General features: G+C 57.4%; 6 protein-coding genes and 1 pseudogene. All 7 read right to left on the minus strand.

The features are described 5' to 3' along the window. Positions 1-105: 105 nt before the first annotated feature. Positions 106-717, minus strand: coding sequence for a hypothetical protein (locus AC1DHT_RS26085; RefSeq protein ID WP_427540682.1), 612 nt, complete (start codon positions 715-717; stop codon positions 106-108). Between the two features lie 188 nt (positions 718-905). Beyond that, a complete protein-coding gene (locus AC1DHT_RS26090) occupies positions 906-1,613 on the minus strand; it encodes a transposase (RefSeq protein WP_427540679.1) in 708 nt (235 codons plus the stop codon). A gap of 137 nt (positions 1,614-1,750) precedes the next feature. Next, positions 1,751-2,110, minus strand: coding sequence for a hypothetical protein (locus AC1DHT_RS26095; protein ID WP_427540676.1), 360 nt, complete (start codon positions 2,108-2,110; stop codon positions 1,751-1,753). 320 nt (positions 2,111-2,430) lie between these two features. Continuing rightward, on the minus strand, positions 2,431-2,664 hold the full coding sequence (locus AC1DHT_RS26100) for a hypothetical protein (RefSeq protein WP_427540673.1): 234 nt from the start codon (positions 2,662-2,664) through the stop codon (positions 2,431-2,433). 68 nt (positions 2,665-2,732) lie between these two features. After that, a pseudogene (locus AC1DHT_RS26105) lies at positions 2,733-3,077 on the minus strand (transposase); the annotation flags it as partial. 211 nt (positions 3,078-3,288) lie between these two features. Next, the gene (locus tag AC1DHT_RS26110) at positions 3,289-3,687 is read right to left on the minus strand and encodes a hypothetical protein (RefSeq protein ID WP_477761525.1); all 399 of its coding nucleotides are present in this window, start codon (positions 3,685-3,687) and stop codon (positions 3,289-3,291) included. After that, the gene (locus tag AC1DHT_RS26115; RefSeq protein WP_442114799.1) at positions 3,684-17,819 is read right to left on the minus strand and encodes a two-partner secretion domain-containing protein; all 14,136 of its coding nucleotides are present in this window, start codon (positions 17,817-17,819) and stop codon (positions 3,684-3,686) included. Before AC1DHT_RS26115 ends, AC1DHT_RS26110 begins: the two co-directional genes overlap by 4 nt. Positions 17,820-17,841 lie beyond the last annotated feature (22 nt).

A 17,841-nucleotide genomic window follows, 5' to 3' on the forward strand; every position in this document is an offset into this window, starting at 1 on the left:
TTGTATTCCAAAAAGGGGACGATTTTATTTACGACGACAATATCCGGCACCCCGCAAATAAATTCGCCACAAATAAATCCACCCCCTTCTCCCCACCTCTCTTATTTATCGACCGTAGAGTTTCCAAAAGTTCATCTGAGTCGTAAGCCAATATTGCTGCTTATCTGGAACTAGCAATCCAAAGTCACTACCCGCCCGAGCATCCCAACTCTCCTTTGGAAGAGCCAACTCTTCATGCAGTCTATCCCAATCAGTATGCCGGTATATCCCACGGTCAAAATTTATATAAAAGCTAGGTAATTTCATTCGCAAAAAATCCCATTTTTGCCAATCCAGAGATTTCCCAAACGCCAAAAAATCTTCAATATCACTATAGAAGCCTGAAATCCTCTCAGAAGAATACCCATTTAAAAAAAACTTTCGCATCCACGCAACGGTCTTTATTTTCGCCTCCGTCCCATTTATATACTCGCGAAAATTTACCGCATTCAACACGGAAACCCCTGCCCTAAAAAGGCGAAGAGATGCTTCATAATCAGCCACATTTAACCGACCGCTTTCAACATAAGTTAAATAGTCAGGCCTGACATCAATACAAAAATTGCACTTATCATCCACAACATAATAATGCTCATTACCAACAACAAACAACGCCACCGACTTATAACCATTAAAAAGATCATTTTCTAACGACTGATACTCAACGTCCGAATTCATGAAATAACTCCTCCTGCGTAAGCACTCGCGCGTTCGATGAATGCTTTTCAAGCAAAGAATCCCAGACCTTTGGAAGCTCTAGTGACACGCTCGGCTGCCCTTTGGTTGGATCAACAATCTTAGGAGCATCAGGGCTTCTTGGAACTCCGACCACAGGTCTTTGATCCACGACCAAAAAGGGGACAGATTTATTTTACAACCCCAGACTTTTCCCTTGGCCTGCCTTGACCTCGACGCTCTATTCGAATCCCCGAAATCTGTTCTACTTCATCGACGAAACGCCCCGTCCCGGTTAGCTGCCCACGTTGTAGAGCTTCACGGATAAGCCTTACTTCTTCGCTGGAAACAGCTTGTCGTACAAAACCCTCATAATTTTTGTACCGTTCCAGGCTGGTATCACCCAACACATCGAAACAGGCGTCAGTATCTAGCCAATCGCTATCAGGCAGATCGCCTACACGTGCCCGGTAACTCGACCAAGGGTAGTCCGTCGCATCGACCACCATGCATGCACGTACCGGATTCAGTTCAATATAGCGACAGCATGCCAACAGATAAGTATCGGATTGCACCACACTGGACTTGTACCGACTCTCCCACAGCGTACCGGTACGGCCTTCCAACCGGTTACGGTACCGAGTGGCACGCGCCGCCAGCGCCTTCATTAGCTGCCCGAGGCCTGCCACCGATTCGCTTGGCGCCAACAACAAATGGACATGATTGGTCATCAGGCAGTAGGCATACACCCTTACCCCAAATACCTCCTTAAGCTCTCGAAGGTCGGCAAGATAACGCTGATAGTCCTCGACAGCAGCAAACACCACCTGACGGTTATGACCGCGTTGGACAACGTGATGCGGGTAGTTCGGCAAAACAATGCGTCCCATCCTGGGCATGAGCAACCTCCTTCCATGGAGCGTTCAGCCTAGCAAATCAGCGAAAAATAAATCTGTCCCCTTTTCCTTGCTTTCGACGACTGCCCCCTTTTCGCTTAGTACGTGCTTCCCTGGAGTATTTTCAATACCTTTGACACCTACGAATTACCTACATAAATACTGCCATCCGGAAGACTCATAACCCACGGCTCAATAGACGTTGAGCAGAACACATCGAGTTTACGACCATCTGACAACTTCATAGATGGGTCGATCGGTTGACCACCTATAACCCAATCGACTCCTACCACAGACAACCCTGCCAGCCCGTTAATCAAATCACCGGCATCCTCATCCCAACAAGCAAACTGCATTTCCCCCTCTCTAGATACACGCCATGCGCTTTCAGTTCTGAAGTACCACCCCCCTGAAGACAACAACAGGCTATCACCATCCCAAAAAATACTTTCAATACTCAAAGGTAAGCACGACAAAACAACATGTATGAAATTACCCATTACTTAATCCACCTGCTCAATGTGCGTACGCTCTCTAATCCACTGCTTTAAAAAAAGGGGACAGATTTATTTTCGACAACCAAAATCGTTTATCAATAAATAAATCTGCCCCCTTTTGATGCTTTCGAGGAAGGAGCAACTGAGCCTCAGGCTTTGCGTGCAAAATCTTGCAAAACGATGGTGCTCAACGCCGTACCCCGCGAAAACTATGAACCTCGTCGCGGGGTACGATTTATTTGAGAGGAAGTACATCAACAGGCGCAGATGTTGGAGTAGATTTGTGGGGATCCCTCAGGAGCAGTCCCCTTTTCCTCTTTCCCTCAACGGCCCATCATTTCTTTCACCAGAGTGTAATTTCGGTAAAACCATAAGAATGTCATGACCAATGTGAACGGCACGCCTAGCATTTTGAAAACCTCATTGAAATCAGCATCCAGACCAGCAGCAATTGGAAGCACTACTAATAACGAAATAATGCCCCATATCGAGAGCACCACAAAAAGCAGGCCGGTGAACTTTATTAACAGCAAAATGGGATTTCTATTTTTTATCACGAGCAGTCTCATTATAAAAACAAAAAGGGGACAGATTTATGTTCGACGACCAAGATCATTCATCAATAAATAAATCTGTCCCCTTTTCGCCGGTCCCCTTTTCGCCGACTCTCCCACAGCGTACCGGTACGGCCTTCCAACCGGTTACGGTACCGAGTGGCACGCGCCGCCAGCGCCTTCATTAGCTGCCCGAGGCCTGCCACCGATTCGCTTGGCGCCAACAGCAAATGGACATGATTGGTCATCAGGCAGTAGGCATACACCCTTACCCCAAATGCCTCCTTAAGCTCCCGAAGGTCGGCAAGATAACGCTGATAGTCCTCGGCAGCAGCAAACACCACCTGACGGTTATGACCGCGTTGGACAACGTGATGCGGGTAGTTCGGCAAAACAATGCGTCCCATCCTGGGCATGAGCAACCTCCTTCCATGGAGCTTTCAGCCTAGCAAATCAGCGAAAAATAAATCTGTCCCCTTTTCCTTTGATAAATAAATCTGCCACTTTTTGATGGTACATCAGCAGACGCAGGGCTTGGGGTAGATTTGTGGGGATCCCTCAGGGTCTGTCCCCTATTCTGCTTTGGAATGGGTGGATCAATTCTCCCCAATCCTCCTTTTGCACCAACTATCCTTCAGGAGATATCTGCCTCACCCAATCCTCTCTAAGTCCAACCAAAATATTCATAACATTAGAGTAAGTCAAGAATGGTAAAAATAGCGCAAAATGAGACAAGCCACATTTCACATCTAATGGAACGTAAAAATCAACATCCCCCGAGCGACTCGCATTCGAAAACAGCTCTACACTCAGGTGACTTTCAATACTAGAAATATCAGCAAACAACACCTTATTCACAACTTCATTATTCCTAAAGGAGAAGCCGTCAACATATACATCTAACCTTCCACCCTCTATACCAGTAGAAAATAAAATTTCACCCTCTTCAGCTTCCTCATGAAAGCGCCCTCGACCTGAGGCTTCAACATCTTTCATCCTTTTTTCAAGTGTTYGACGAATCTTCATTGTCCAACCCCTTTTAAAAACCCCCTCAAGCCATCCTTAGTCGCTGGAAAGCTAAAGGAAAAACTCTGATTTACATTATCAAAACTACCGGTCCCAAGCATAGAACCTTCTGGGGATGCATAGCGACCTGTCAGAGTGATTTTTTCTGCACCCTGGGACTGAGCATAAGCAAGCATTTTCTTCAGTGGCCCTGCTAACTCAGCGGCCCCATCAGCACCAACGCCAATGAATCCTTTCGAAGTCCCTATCGCAAACTCATCGAATGTTATTTCACTTCCGCTCATGGTGACTCTTGGAGAGTAGATGGTTCCCACACCATTAGCTGCATCAAAAGACACTTTACCTAATTCCTTAGGTATTTCTTTTGCACCGTTTGCAGCTCCCGTTACCGCTGAGCCCTCTGCTCCTTCTACTGCAGCAACACCTTTAGAAGCAGCTGTCGCGCCTCCAAAACCACCACTTAATACTGCTCCCGTGACCTGCTGATTGTTTCCTAGCACCGCCTTATGCTGCGCCAAATCATAATCGCTTTGATTGGAATCCTGAAACCCCTGCAAGATTTCGAGACTTTCTTTACTCAGTCCCTGCGGGTTACTTTGAACGGCTTGATCCAGTGCATCGCTGCCCCCTTTAACAGCATCGTACTGAGGGCTGCACTCTTCGAATGAACAGCCTAATACGGCAATCCCCGTTTTCGCGTTGCTAATGGTTTGGTATTGAACCGCAACGTCAGCCCTGCATCCTGCGGCAGCGGCACCAGTCTTTCCATCACAAACGGCCAAAGCCTTTACAAGGTTATCCACTTGGTGATGATTGAGAAAATTGAAAGTGGTTGCGCTTCCTGCAATGTCAGAGCCTTGCTGAAGATTACCGTTCACGGCTCCAGCGGCTACCACCCCAACGATCTGCGAGAACGCTACTAACAGTTTCGGATTCTGACCCGCAGCCTTAACCAAATAAGGCAGTAATGCCTCGTTGGCGCCCGCCGCCAAAGCTCCTGTTTCAAATTTTCCGCCTTCAGCTTCGCTGAGCAGCCCACCCACTAAAGCATGAAGCGCAATTTTCTCCGGACTACCATCCGCAGACTTTCCTTCCGTAAGGTTACCCACAGCATTGAATGCGATAGCTTGCAGCGTGCTTTCAGCGGCGCTGAGCAATGCATTGCCCAAATTGTCTTTCAGGCTCCCGCCTTCAATGACAGTTTTCGCCGCTGCGTCGGCAACTGACGTAACAGCGGCCTTTTCAAGGGTGTTCACACTGAACACCGCAGGGTTGTAAGGCATCGTGTAGCCTATCCCGGCCGTGATTCCCGCCAGCGCATATCCTTTCAGGCTGGACGATGAGGTCATGCCCTTCAGAGTTGCGCCCAGGTTCCCCTTGTTGTTGATCAAACTGACGGCACCGGTACTGGCCATCGAGGTCAGCGCAGCCGAAGCCATCACATTGCCCCAACCTGCCGCCGTAAACTCCGCCCCCGCCGCAATAGCCTCAGACGTAGTTGCAGCGGCCATCGCAGTTCCAGAGCCCGCCGTCGCACTCGCCGCAGTCCCCACCGCCGCACTCGCAGCACCCGCCGTCAACACTGTGACAATAATAATGATCGCCAGCATCGCCCCTTGGCCCAGCCCGGAATGGCTGTACTTGAAGGACTCGTGCATCTCCTTAACCTGCCGCCAATCCACATCCCCACGCTTCTCGGCGTCCTTGAGCCAAGCCAGTTGCGGGTCGGCCTTGACCATTGCGTCAATGGTCTGGCTAACGGTCTTCTGGTCGATCTGCTTGACGTCGATATGCAGGCCGTCGACGGCTTTGATCACTAGATTGCCCTGGGCGGTCAGTTGGCTCTGACGCAGGGTTTCATCCGTGTGGCCTTTACCTGACATGGAGGTCCAGGCCAGATCGCTGTCGTTCTTTTCGTGGCTCTCCTTGTCCAGGTCCTTCACACCCTCGAAGGTGATGGCGCCACCACTTTGCAGGGTCAGGTTATTGCCGCTTTCGAGCTTCGCCACTTGGTAGCGTTGATCGCCACCGCTCACCAAGGCCAGGTCGCCACCGGTTGTAATCTGACTACCGACATTGGTGACTTTGGTTATTTCGTCCTTCCGGGTATTTGTACTCCCCCAACTACCCTTATCTTTTTTGTCGTACAGCGAGTAATCGCTGTCCTGTGCCGCCAGCAGTTCAAGCTTGTCGCCCGCCACCAGATACGCTTCGTCGCCAGCGTTGATGCGGCTGGAAATGAGCGTCAGGTCCTTACCCGCGCTCAGCGCAACATTGCCGCCAGCGGTGAGAGTGGTTGCAATCTGGCCGACATGATCCCGCTGCTCGGTGACGTGGCGGTCCTTGGAGTAAAAGTGACTTTCGTCTGCCGCCGAGGCCAGGGTCAGGTTTTCCGTGGCCGACATTGCAATGTCACGCTTGGCATCGATCTGACTGGCAATGGCAGAGATATCACGACCGGCGCTGACGGAAACGTCGCGTCCCGCGCTGAGGGAACCGGTCAGCTGGGTGATTTTCTCGTCGAGAAAACTGCTGCCGCCAGCGAGCTTGCTGTCGGTCTGGGCGGACACCAGATTCACGTCACGCCCCGCGTTGATCTGGGTGTCGCGACCGCTTTGCAATACGCCACCAGTGTTGATGACATCGCGGCCAGCCTGGAGCGTGAGATCGTTGGCGGCCTCGATACGAGCAGCGCTGTTGGCGTAGTCGTTGCTGGTACTCATGTAGCCATTGCTGGCTTTGGCCGTGGTGATTGTTCGTTCGTTGACCACGTCACCCTTGAGCGCGGTCAGGTTGACGTCACGCCCGGCGATGATGCCGCCAGCCTTGTTGACGATGTTGTTACCCGCCAACAGGTCAAGACGATTACCGGCCTCCACCAGACCGCTGTTGACCAGGTCATTGCCGGCGACAGCCGACAAGTTATTGCTGGCGCGCAAGGTGCCGGCGTTGTTCAGGTCCTTGCCAGCGATCAGATTGACATCGTTACCCTGGATCAGTGCGCCGTTGGCCGCCAGGCGGTTGTTGGCGTTGGCCAGGTACAACACCGGCACCAACACTTGCTCGCCATTGACCGTGGCGTTTTCCATCCAGACGATGTCGTGGGTCAGGGCCGCGACCTGTTCGGAAGTCAGGCTTACACCCAGTGACAGGTTAAGTTGGTTTTTACTGGTGACTGCGTTGTTCATCAGGTACTTGAACAGCGCGGCGTCCGAGGTCTGGCCGTCGATGAAGCGTTGGCCGGTTCGCGCGACCACCGCTTGTTGAATCAGCTTCTGCTCGTAGAGGCCATCGCCCAGACGCTTGGCGCTTTTATCCGGGTCGTAGCCGAGGTTCGCCAGCAGGTAGTCCGAACTCATGAACTGCTTGAGGTCGGTGAGCACCGGGTTGGTTTCGATCAGGTATTTCTGCGGATTAGACTTGAACGAGGTGTCCGGCAGACCCTGGACCCGGGCCACGGTCTGACTGGCCGCAGGGGTAGCGATCAGCGGAGTGCTGGCGGTCGGTGCGGTGACCGCACCGGGGACGGTAGTCGGGGCACCGGGTTGAGTATTCACGGGCGGCACAAGAGGCCCGACCACAGGAGAGGTCACGGTGGCCAATGGGTCACGTGGGTTGAGCGGCAGTGTTGGCACGCTCAGGTCCGGACCGGTAGCGAGCGCGCTATGGCTGGCGCCATCGACATGCACGACACCTACCTGGGTGATCGCTCCACCATTACTGTCATGGCCGGGTAACAGCAGGGTGCCGCCATTGTCGGCGGGAGCACTGACATTGATCGTGCTGGCACCCATGTTGCTGTCGGTGACCTGACGGGTGATCCGGGTCAGTTGCCGGTCGCTGGAGGCGACTTGGGCGATATCACCGATCTGGACGCTACGCGCCTGAACATCCGGCAGGTTTTGTTGACGCTGAGCGGTGCTGACCGAGGCGCTGCCCATGGTCCAGCTTTGCGGACCGCCGTCAGTCGTAGTAACTGCCGCCGCGTTAGTGCCCTGACCACTCAGACGGAACAAGCCATTCTGGCCGGTAGGCAGGGTAAAGCCGGGTAATGTCAGCGGGTTGACTTGCTGCTGGGCAAGGTTTGGCGGCAACTGAGCATTGAAGGTAACTACGGTGGGTGCGGACTGGCCGCCGAGTTGCGTCGAGCCGACGCGCGATGCTCCGCCACCAAGCGCTATGCCTGAGCGAACCACGCTGTTGGTGAGATTCTGCGAAGCGGTGATGTTGACCGTACCACCTGCCTGCACGATGGCGCTGGCAGAGCTGGACGGACTGCTCTGAATAAGCGTGTTGTCGAAGAAGGTGGCGTTCTGAACCGCGACCGGCGCCTGTGCTCGTACGGCATCGCTACTGTAGTGAGGCGAGGTAAAAATCTCATAGCCGCCACCATAACTAACATTTATCGGACCAAAGCGGATCCACGGGTTATCCCCGCGACCTCCACTTTTTTCCAGTACACGGACCAGGGATTCGACATTGTCGCTGGTCCAGAGATGTAAATTAGGGTGAGTAAATGGCCCACCACCACCTGACTCTGCATGACCCAAAATTCCAGAGTCATAGGAAGGGTCATTCGCGGCGTTGTAGTCCATCAATGAGTGCCAATAACCCAAACTCTGCATAGCATCCGAGCCGGGATCAAACGAACGCCGCACACTGTAATCACCTACAGACGCGCCCTGGTTGGTAAACGTCTGCTGGTTCATGGTCAGGTTGTTGCCAGCGCTAATCGTCGAGGCTTGATTGAGAAACTCCCGGCCGCTGGCCAGAAAGTTTCGTCCTGCCGTCATGCTCGCTGATACCGAGTCCTGAACGATCTGAGAGTGATAGTTTTCCACCCAGACCAGATGAGTATCGACTTGGGAGAAATCGAATGCAGAGCAGGAGTAGCACTGCACCCCGATATACCCCGAAACCAACCCCCCAGTCGTCTGGAATACATCCTTGCGATTCTCGATATGATCCGCCGTCAGACTCAAATCACCGGCACTTTCAAGCGTTGCAGAAATGTTGTTAATCGAAGAACTCAAACCATTACCGTCATCCCTGGCGATGCTGATATTGCCGAGGCTGTACACGTCCGCATAACGGTTAGTGAAGTCATTCACCCGCAATGCCATGTCACCACCGCTGAAGATCAAACCATTTTGATTCAGCAAGCTGGACGTACTCAGACGCAAATTGCCACTGCTGCCCAAGGTCCCGTAGTTGTTGATTGACCCGGCATTGACCGTCATCCCGGTGGCAGACGTCATCCGCCCATAGTTGTTGAGTTGGCCGCCGACATTGATCGTGGCGTCTCCACCACTGGCAATGCTGCCCGCACCGCCCAGAGTCATCGAGGCGACTGTCAGCCCGAGATTGCCCAGGCTGCTGATCCTGCCATTGCCGCTATAGTTGCCGCCCAGCGCCAAACTCATGCTGCCATCACTGGCAATCAAACCATCGTTGTTCCAGTTCCCCCCGTTACCCACCAGACTGGTGGAAGCCAGCAATTGCCCACTGCCGGTCTGGTACAGGTTGTTGACGTTGACGGTCAGGCGCCCAGCCTGGATCACGCTGCTGTTGGTCAACGAGTCGGCGTTGAGAGTCAGCCCACCACGGGTCACGATGGAACCTCCGGCCCCCGTCACGTTGGCCGTGGAGATATCGAACGTGCCGGTGCCCACGTGCAACAAGCTACCGCCCTGGTTCAGGAAGCCTGCGGCGTTGAGCGTCAGGTCACTGTTGGCGGTTTCCAGTGTGCCGTTGCGGTTATCAAACAAACCGCCGATCTGGAAGTCGGTCTTGCCGCTGGTGCCCAAGGCACGCAACTGGCCGGTCTGGTTGTCGAGGCTGGCGGCGCGCACGCTCAGGGTGCTGTCGCTCTCGATGATGCCCAGGCGGTTGTTCAGGGCGCCGCTGAGGTTCAGGTCGATTCCGTTGCCGGCGATCTGGCCGTCGTTGTCGCCACTGTTGTCGAAGTTGTTGCCGGTGACGCTGACCCGGCCTTTGGCGTAGAGGCCGCCATTGCGGTTGTCGAAGTCGCGGGTGGCGATGATTGCATCGCCGCTTTGCGCCGAGATGCGGCCGCCGTAGTTATCGATGCCGCCCAATGCGCTGAGGTTCAGCCGCTGTGCCTGAACGATGCCGCCCTGACGGTTGTTGGTCAGGTCGTAACCATTTTTCAACACGCCGACGATGCGCGCTTCGAGTGCGCCCTTGACGCTGGCGAGGGTGCCGCCGCGGTTGTCCAGATTGTTGGCGCTGACGCTAAGGTCACCGTTCTGGGCCAGGAGCCGACCGCTCTGATTGTCGATATCGCCGGCCACGGCCAGGTTCATCGCGCCCAGGCTTTGCACGGTGCCTTTGGCGTTGGCCAGGCTCGCGGCGGTGAGTTGCAGGTTGCCGTTCTGGCTGTAGATCAGTCCGTCGCCGTTGTTCTGGACGGCGCCGGAGGTGTTGATGACGAGGTTGTTGTTGCTCGCGATGGTGCCGCGATTGCGGTTGTCGAGGCTGCCGGTGAGCAGGGTCATCAGGCCTTGGCTGGCCAGTTGACCGCCCTGGTTGTTGATCTGGCTGCTGCGCTGGATCACCAGCGGACCGGCGCTGGCGAGTTTGCCGTTGGTGTTGGTCAATGCGCCAAGCAGGTCGAGGGTGAGCGCACCGTTACTGACCAGGCTGCCGGCGCTGTTGTCCAGCGTGCTGCCAGTGAAGCTCAGGTTCTGTTGCGCGTTGATCACGCCCGCTGTGTTGCCGAGGGTCATGGCTTGCACGGTGAGCGCCGCGCCGCTGTCGATCAGGCCGTTCTGGCCGTTGTTCAGCAGGCCGCTGACGGTCAGGGTCTGGCCGGCGCCGCTGGACAGAATGCCGCCGCTGTTGTCGAGGCTCGCCGCGTTGACGGTGAGCGCCTTCTGGCTGACAAGCGCGCCGGCACCGCCGTTGAGCAAGGCGCCGCTCAAGGTCACGCCGAGGTTGCCGCTGCGGCTGGAGAGCGTGCCGTTGTTGCGGTTGTCGAGGCTGGCGCTGTTGACGTCGAGGCCCTGCCAACCGGAGATCAGGCCATTCTGGTTGAGCAGATTGCCAGCGTTGAGGCTGAGCAGGTTGTTGCTGATCAGTTTGCCGCCGCTGTTATCGAAGGTGCGCCCAGCGAGGGTGAAGCTTTGGCTGCTGGAGACTTCGCCACTCTGGTTGTTCAGGTCGCGCAGGCGGCTGATGGTCAGCGGGCCTTTGGCGGTGATCAAGCCGCTCTGGTTGTTCAGGTCGCTACCGCTCAGGTCAAGCGTGATCCCGGCATCGCTCAGCAAACGCCCGCCGTTTTGGGTCAGGGCTCCCAGGGTCAGTGATATGTCACCTTTCGCCGAGACCTCACCGCCATTGCTGGAGTCCAGGCTGTTGGCGGTCAGGGTCAAGCCGCCCTGGCTGTTGATCAGGCCGTTGGCGCTGTTGTTCAGCGCCATCGCATTCAGGGTCACGGCACTGCCACCGAGCAGGATGCCACCCTGGTTGTTCAGGTCGGCGCTGGTCAGCGTCAGGTTTTGTGCCGCGTTGATCAGGCCTTTGTTCTGGTTGCTCAGCAGACCCGCGACATTCAGGGTCAGGTCGCTGCGACTGTTCAGGGTGCCGTCAGTGTTATCCAGGCTGGCGGCGCGGACGTCGAGGGCCGCTGCGGCAATCTGGCCCTTGAGGTTGGTCAAGGCCTGATTGATCCGCAGGGTCACGGCCTGGTTGCTGAGGAGTTTGCCGTTGCTGTTGTCGAGGCTGTCGGCGGCGAGGCCAAAGGCCTGGGCGCTGGAGATTTCGCCGCCCTGGTTGTTAACGCCCTTGAGGTTATTGAGCACTAGCGACGGGGCATTGATCAGGCCGTTCTGGTTATTCAGCTGACCTTGATGCAGGTCCAGGACGAGACTGGTGTTGCTGAAAAGTTTGCCGCCCATCTGGTCGAGGCCGGTGACGCTGGCCGTCAGTGCCTTGGCGCTGCCGATGCTGCCACCGTTCTGGTTGGTGACCTGACCGGCCGTGAGGCTCAGGCTGTCGCCACTGTTCAGGCGACCGTTCTGGCTGTTGTCGAAGGCGCCGGTGGTCACGCCCACCGGGCCCTTGCCGCTGATCACGCCTTGTTGACGGTTGTCGAGGCTGACGCTGGTCAGGTCGACGCTGCGGTCACTGACCAGTTGCCCGCCCTGGTTGCCGAGCGCACCGCTGACATTGACCTTCAACGCGCCGGCACTCGACAAGCTGCCACCGGTGTTGCTCAGGTTGGCGCTGTTGACGGTGAGTTGGCCTTCGCTGCTGATCTGGCCCTGATTGTTCGTCAGGTCGCCGCTCAGGCCCAGCCGGGCATCTTGCCCGCTGAGCAGGTGGCCAGCGCTGTTGTCCAGGGTCTGGCCATCCAGGGTTAACCCGGCCTTGCCGTTGATCAGGCCCTGATTACGGTTGAGCACCTGGCCGAGGGTCATGGTCAAGCCCATGGCCGCGATGATCTGACCGCTGTCGCTGTTGTCCAGACGATTGCCGGTCAGGCTGATGTCGGCGCTGCTGGAGAGTTCGCCGCCACGGTTGTCGATATCACCGACATTGAGTTTCAGCGCTTTTGTAGCGCCTACCAGGCCATTCTGGCGGTTGTCGAGCGTGCTGCTGGTCAGGCTCAGGGCACCACTGGCGATCAGTTGTCCGTTCTGGTTATTGAGGGTAGTGACGGTTGCCGACACATCGGCCTTGCCGGCGACCGAGCCGTTGCTGTTGTCGAAGCTGTTGGCCGCCAACAGCACCGCCCCATCGCCGATCAGGGTGCCGCTCTGATTGGTGAAGGACCCGGTCACGCCCAGATCAATGTCGCCAGCGCTGCTGATCAGGCCATGGCTGTTGTCCAGGCTGGCACTTCGGCTGTTGAGGGACGCAGCCGAAATCAGCCCGTTAAGGTTGTTCAGGGTCTGCGCGATACGCAGGGTCAGGCCCTGGTTGCTCAGGAGCTTGCCAGCGCTGTTGTCGAGATTTTGCGCGGCGACGGTGAAGGCTTGGGCGCTGGAGATTTCGCCGTTCTGGTTGGCGATGTCCTTGAGGTTCTTGAGCACCAGCACGGGCCCATTGATCAGGCCGTTTTGGTTGTTCAGTTGGCCGTTGTTCAGGTCCAGGTCCAGACGGGTTTTGCTGAAGAGTTCGCCGCCTTGTTGATCCAGGCCGGTGACGCTTGCCGTCAGGTTTTTTTCGCTGGCAATGCGGCCGGTGCCGCCGTTGCTGACCTGGGTTGCGGTCAGGTCCAGCGTGTCGTCGCCGGTGAGATGGCCGCCCTGGCTGTTGTTCAAAATACCGGTGGTGACACGGGTGGCGCCCTTGCCGTTGATCAGGCCTTGCTGGCTGTTATCGAGGCTGGAGCTGGCCAGGGTCAAACCCTGATCGGTGATGATCGAACCACCCTGGTTGAGCAACGCCCCCAGGCTGGTGACCGATAGAGCGCCAGCGCTGCTGAGCTTGCCTGCGGTGTTATCCAGCGTGGCGGCGTTGAGGGTGAATCCGCCTTCGCCGCTGAGCAACCCGGCGTTATTGAGCAGCGCCCCATCAAGACGAATATCCAGGCCCTTGAGGCCGGAGAAACTACCGCTACTGTTGTCGAGCGTGGTGCCGGCCAGGCGAGCGCTGCCCTTGGCGAACAGCTTGCCCGTGTTCTGGTTGATCAGTTGCGCCACCGTCAACTGCAGGTCGGTCGCGGACAGCAGTTTGCCGCCGTCGCTGTTGTCCAGACGCTGACCGGTGAGGTTCACGCTGCTGTCGGTGCTGGAGATTTCTCCGGCGCGGTTGTCGATCTGATCGACATTGACGGTCAGCGCGTTGGTGCTGCCCACCAGACCGCCGTTGCGGTTGTCGAGGGTCTTGCCGGTCAGCAACAAACTGCCCTGGGCGACCAACTCACCACCCTGCTGGTTCAAGGTGTCGAGGGTAGCGGTCAGGTCAGTCTGACTGGCTATCCGGCCTTTGGTGTTGGTGATGTCCCGGGCCTTGAGCGTCACGGGACCGACTGCACTGAGCAGGCCACCGCTGTTGTCCAACTGCGAGCCTTCGTAGCTGATCGCGGCCTTGCCGGTCAGCACGCCTTTGTCGCGGTTATCCAGTTGCCCGACGAGCAGACTCAGGTCCTTGTCAGCTTCGATCAGCCCACCGCGGTTATCTGCCGAATTGCTGCGCAAGGTCAGCCGGTCCTTGCCGGCCAGGCTGCCGCCACGGTTATCCAGGCTGCCGGTGGTCAGGTCGATGCTGCCGGTGGCTCTTAGTTTTCCCAGCTCCCGATTATCGAACGCTCCTGCAATTTTCCCCGTCAGGCTGCCATCGACGGCCAGCAGCATTCCCGCCGCACGGTTGTCGAGGCTGTCGACAGTCAGGCTCAGTGCCTTGCCGGAACCGAGCTTGCCGCCCTGATTATTCAGGGCGCCGCTCAGGTCGATGCTCAGCCCAAGGTCACCCGTCAGTTGGCCTTTGGTATTGTCCAGACTCGCGGCCTTGAAGGTCGAGATCCCGGCACTGGATACCGAGCCATTGAGGTTGGTGACTCCGCCCTCGACATTCACGGTCAGGTCCGAATCGCTGCCGATCTTGCCAGCGCTGTTGTCGACGCTAGCGGCTCGGACATCCAGCCCATTGGCCGACACCAGCCCCCGGAGGTTGTTCAAGGTCTGGTCGACACGCAGGATCAGCGCCTGATGACTGCCAATCGTGCCATCGGTGTTGTCGAGCGTTTGCGCCGCCAACGTGAATCCCTGATCGCTGGATATCTCGCCTCCCTGGTTCGCTACGCCCTTGAGGTTTTTCAGCAATAACTGGCCTGGGGCATTGATCAGACCGCCCTGGTTATTGAGCTGGCCGTTATTCAGATCGAGACTCAGGTCGGTGCTGCTGAACAGTTTGCCGTTTTGCTGATCAAGGCCGCTGACGCTTGCGGTCAGGGCTTTGCTGCTGGAAATGCTGCCTTGGGCACCGTTGTTGAGCTGGCCGCTAGTCAGGTCGAGCGTATCGCCGCTGATCAGCGTGCCGCCGAGGTTGCTGACGGTGCCGAGACTGGTGAGCTTCAGGTCCTTGACGCTGGAAAGGTTGCCGCTGTCGTTGTTCAGGCTACCGACGCTGAGCAGGATCGCGCCATCGCCCTTGAGCGTGCCGCGGGTGTTAAGCAACTGCTCGCTCAGTGTCAGGTCCAGCTTGCCTTTGGCGTAGAGATTACCTCCGTCACCGTTGTTCAGTTGCGCAGCCTTGAGGTGTAAACCGGCCTGACCGGACAGCTGACCGCCAAGCTGGTTATTGAGCTGGGCGAGGGTCAGATCGATGTCGCCATTGGCAAGCAGTTGGCCGCCATGGCTGTTGTCCAGCGTCGTGCCCGTCAGGTTCAAGTAGCGTTGGCTGGAGACGTTGCCGCCCTGATTGTCGAGGCTGTCGATGGTCAGGTTCAGGCCTTGGGCAGCGCTCAGCGAACCCGCCTGACGGTTGTCCATCCGGTTGGCATTGAGCGTCAGCGCGCCACCGGCGCTGAGGCTACCGGTACGGTTATCCAGCAACCCGACCGTGCTCAGGTTGAGATCGGCCTTGCTGACGATCCGCCCCTTGAGCTGGTTGTCGAGACTGGCACTGCCCAAGGTCAGCAGACCGTTCGAAGACAGCAACCCGGCCTGGTTCAGCAGCTGTCCGGCAATCTTCGCCGTCAGCCCCGCACTCCCCGTCAGTGTGCCTTGGGTGTTGTCGAGGCTGGCGCCTTGCACCGTCAGCAATTGGCCAGCGGTCATCGACCCCGTGGCGTTGTTGATCGCGCCCTGACTGCCCAGCGTCAGACTGTTATCGCTGGTCAGATGGCCCTGACGGTTATCCAGGTCAGCCACCTGCAGGGTGATGTCCCGGGCGCTCAGTTTGCCACCCTGGTTGTTCAGGCTGCCGGCGAGCAACAGGTTCAATCCTGTGCCAGCGTTCATCGTGCCAAGCTGGTTGTTCAGGCTGTCGGCCTGCAAATCGATGGCCGAGGCGGAAATCAGCGCTCCGGTGTTGTCCAGGGCTCGGGCGATCCGCAGGACCAGCGCTTGCTCGCTGAGGACTTTGCCGCTCGTGTTGTCCAGGCTGGCAGCCGCCAGCGTGAAGCCTTGTTTGCTGGAGATTTCACCGCTCTGGTTAACCACCGCATTCAGGTTCTTCAGCAGCAGCGCGCCGGGTGTGGTGATCAGGGCGTTCTGGTTGTTGAGCAGACCGTTGTTCAGGTCCAGGGTCAGGCCTGTGGCGCCGCTCAATTGGCCCTGATTGTGCTGGTCCAGGCCGCTGACACTGGCGGTCAGGGCCATGGCGCTGGCGATGCGTCCGCCTTCGCTGTTGTCCACCTGGCCAGTGGTCAGGTTCAAAGCGTTACTGCCGGTGAGCACGCCGGCTTGATGGTTATCCAGACTGCCGCTGTTGATCACCGCGCTGCCGGTGCTCTGGATCGTGCCCGCTTGATGGTTGTCCAGTGCACCGAAAACCGTCAGGCCCAAAGTGCCCTGGCTGATGATCGAGCCTTGCTGGCTGTTATCCAGGGACGCCGCCGTCACTTGCAGGCGCTGCTGGGCAGCCAGGCGACCGCGCTGATTGTTGAAGGCACCGCTGGCGTTGATATTCAGGGTGCTGCCGGCCGACACCAGTCCTGCGACGTTATCCAGGGACCCGACATTCAAGCTGACCCCGGCAAGGCTGGAGATTTCAGCGGCGCTGTTACTCAGTGCACCCACATTGGCGAGCAGTTCGCCGTTGCTGGTCACCAGTCCGCCTTGGGCATTGAGCAACTGGTTGGCGTTGAGGTTCAGGCTGCCGGTGCTCAGCACCCGCCCCTTGTTCTGATTATCCAGCGTCCCGGCGTTGATGCTCGCGCCTTGTTTCGCACTTAAAGTGCCGCCTTGGTTGGTCAGGGTTTGCGCGGTGTTGACCGTCAGGTTGCGGCTGGCGACGACACTTTTGCCGCTGTTGTTGAAGTTCTGAGCGCTGAGGTTCACGTCACCGCTGGCATTGCGGCTGGTGTCGGCGTTGACCCCGGCTTCGATGATGCCGTTGTTGGTCAACTGGCCGCCGGCACTCAGGTTGATGCTGTCGCGAGCGGCGAGGGTTTGCTGGTTGCTCAGGTCGCCCTGGGTTTGCACCGTGAGGGAGCTGCCGGCGTAAATCGGTCCTTGGGCATTGAGGCTGGCGGCTTTGATATTCACTGCGCCATTGACCGCCGAGGTGTCGGCCAGGCTCAGTTGGCCGTTGGCATCGAGCTGGATATCGCCACCGCTGGCGATCAGTTTGCCGTCGAGTTTCACCCCGACGCCGGCTTCGGTGCCGACCAGCTTGATCGCGCCGGCGTACATGCCACCGAGCGCCGAGGAGTCGATCGCCAGTTCCGGCTTGGCACTGCCGTCGTTTGCACGGGCGGTGGCGTTGAGGGTGTCGGCGTTGACGTCGTTGCGACCGGCAACGATGGTCAGGTTATTTGCCTGGATCTGCGCGTTGATCTTGGCGCTGCGGGTGATGATTTCGAAACGGTCGACGTTGCTCGCGTTGATCCCGGTGCCGTCGATGGAGACGCTGCCCTGATCAACCTGAAAGCGGTCCAGTCGACCGTTGTCGAGCACCGGTTTGCCGGTGGTCAAAGTCACCCGTGGGGTGTTGATAAACCCGCAGCCGTTGCAACTGATGCCGTAGGGGTTGGCGACGATCACCCGCGCCGACTGCCCCGCCACTTCGGTGTAACCATTCAACTGGCTCGGGCTGCCGCCGTTGACTTCGTTGAGGATGGTTTGCGCCGGACCGCTGCCTTTCAGGTTCGGGTTGCCGACGATGATCCCGCCCATCTGGGTTTGCTGGGTCTGGGTGGAAGCGTTGTTGAGGATCAAGCCCTGCAGGGTGACGTTGTAGTCGTGGAACTGGTTGTGCGAGAGCCCCGTCGCGTTGGGTGTGGCGATGTTGACGATCGGCACACCATTGCCGGCGCGATCCAGGCTGGTGCCCGGCGCGCTGACCACGATGCCGTCCGCCTGCGCCCACATCGGTTGCCAGAACATCACGTTGGCCAGCAGGAACGCCAGGCCGCGTTTCGGCATGCCCATGAAACGTTCACGGGGATTCACGGCAGCAGAAGGCTGTCCGGCCAGAAAGGCCAGTTGGCGAACGTCCATATTCAGGTCTCGACTAAACGAA

It is taken from the genome of Pseudomonas sp. 05N432, from assembly GCF_056396945.1.

What these genes read in the sequence shown, in the direction of transcription:
- AC1DHT_RS26085 (WP_427540682.1), bottom strand. Translation starts at nt 717, where the DNA reads ATGAATTCGGACGTTGAGTATCAGTCGTTAGAAAATGATCTTTTTAAT.
- AC1DHT_RS26090 (WP_427540679.1), bottom strand. Translation starts at nt 1,613, where the DNA reads ATGCCCAGGATGGGACGCATTGTTTTGCCGAACTACCCGCATCACGTT.
- AC1DHT_RS26095 (WP_427540676.1), bottom strand. Translation starts at nt 2,110, where the DNA reads ATGGGTAATTTCATACATGTTGTTTTGTCGTGCTTACCTTTGAGTATT.
- AC1DHT_RS26115 (WP_442114799.1), bottom strand. Translation starts at nt 17,819, where the DNA reads ATGGACGTTCGCCAACTGGCCTTTCTGGCCGGACAGCCTTCTGCTGCC.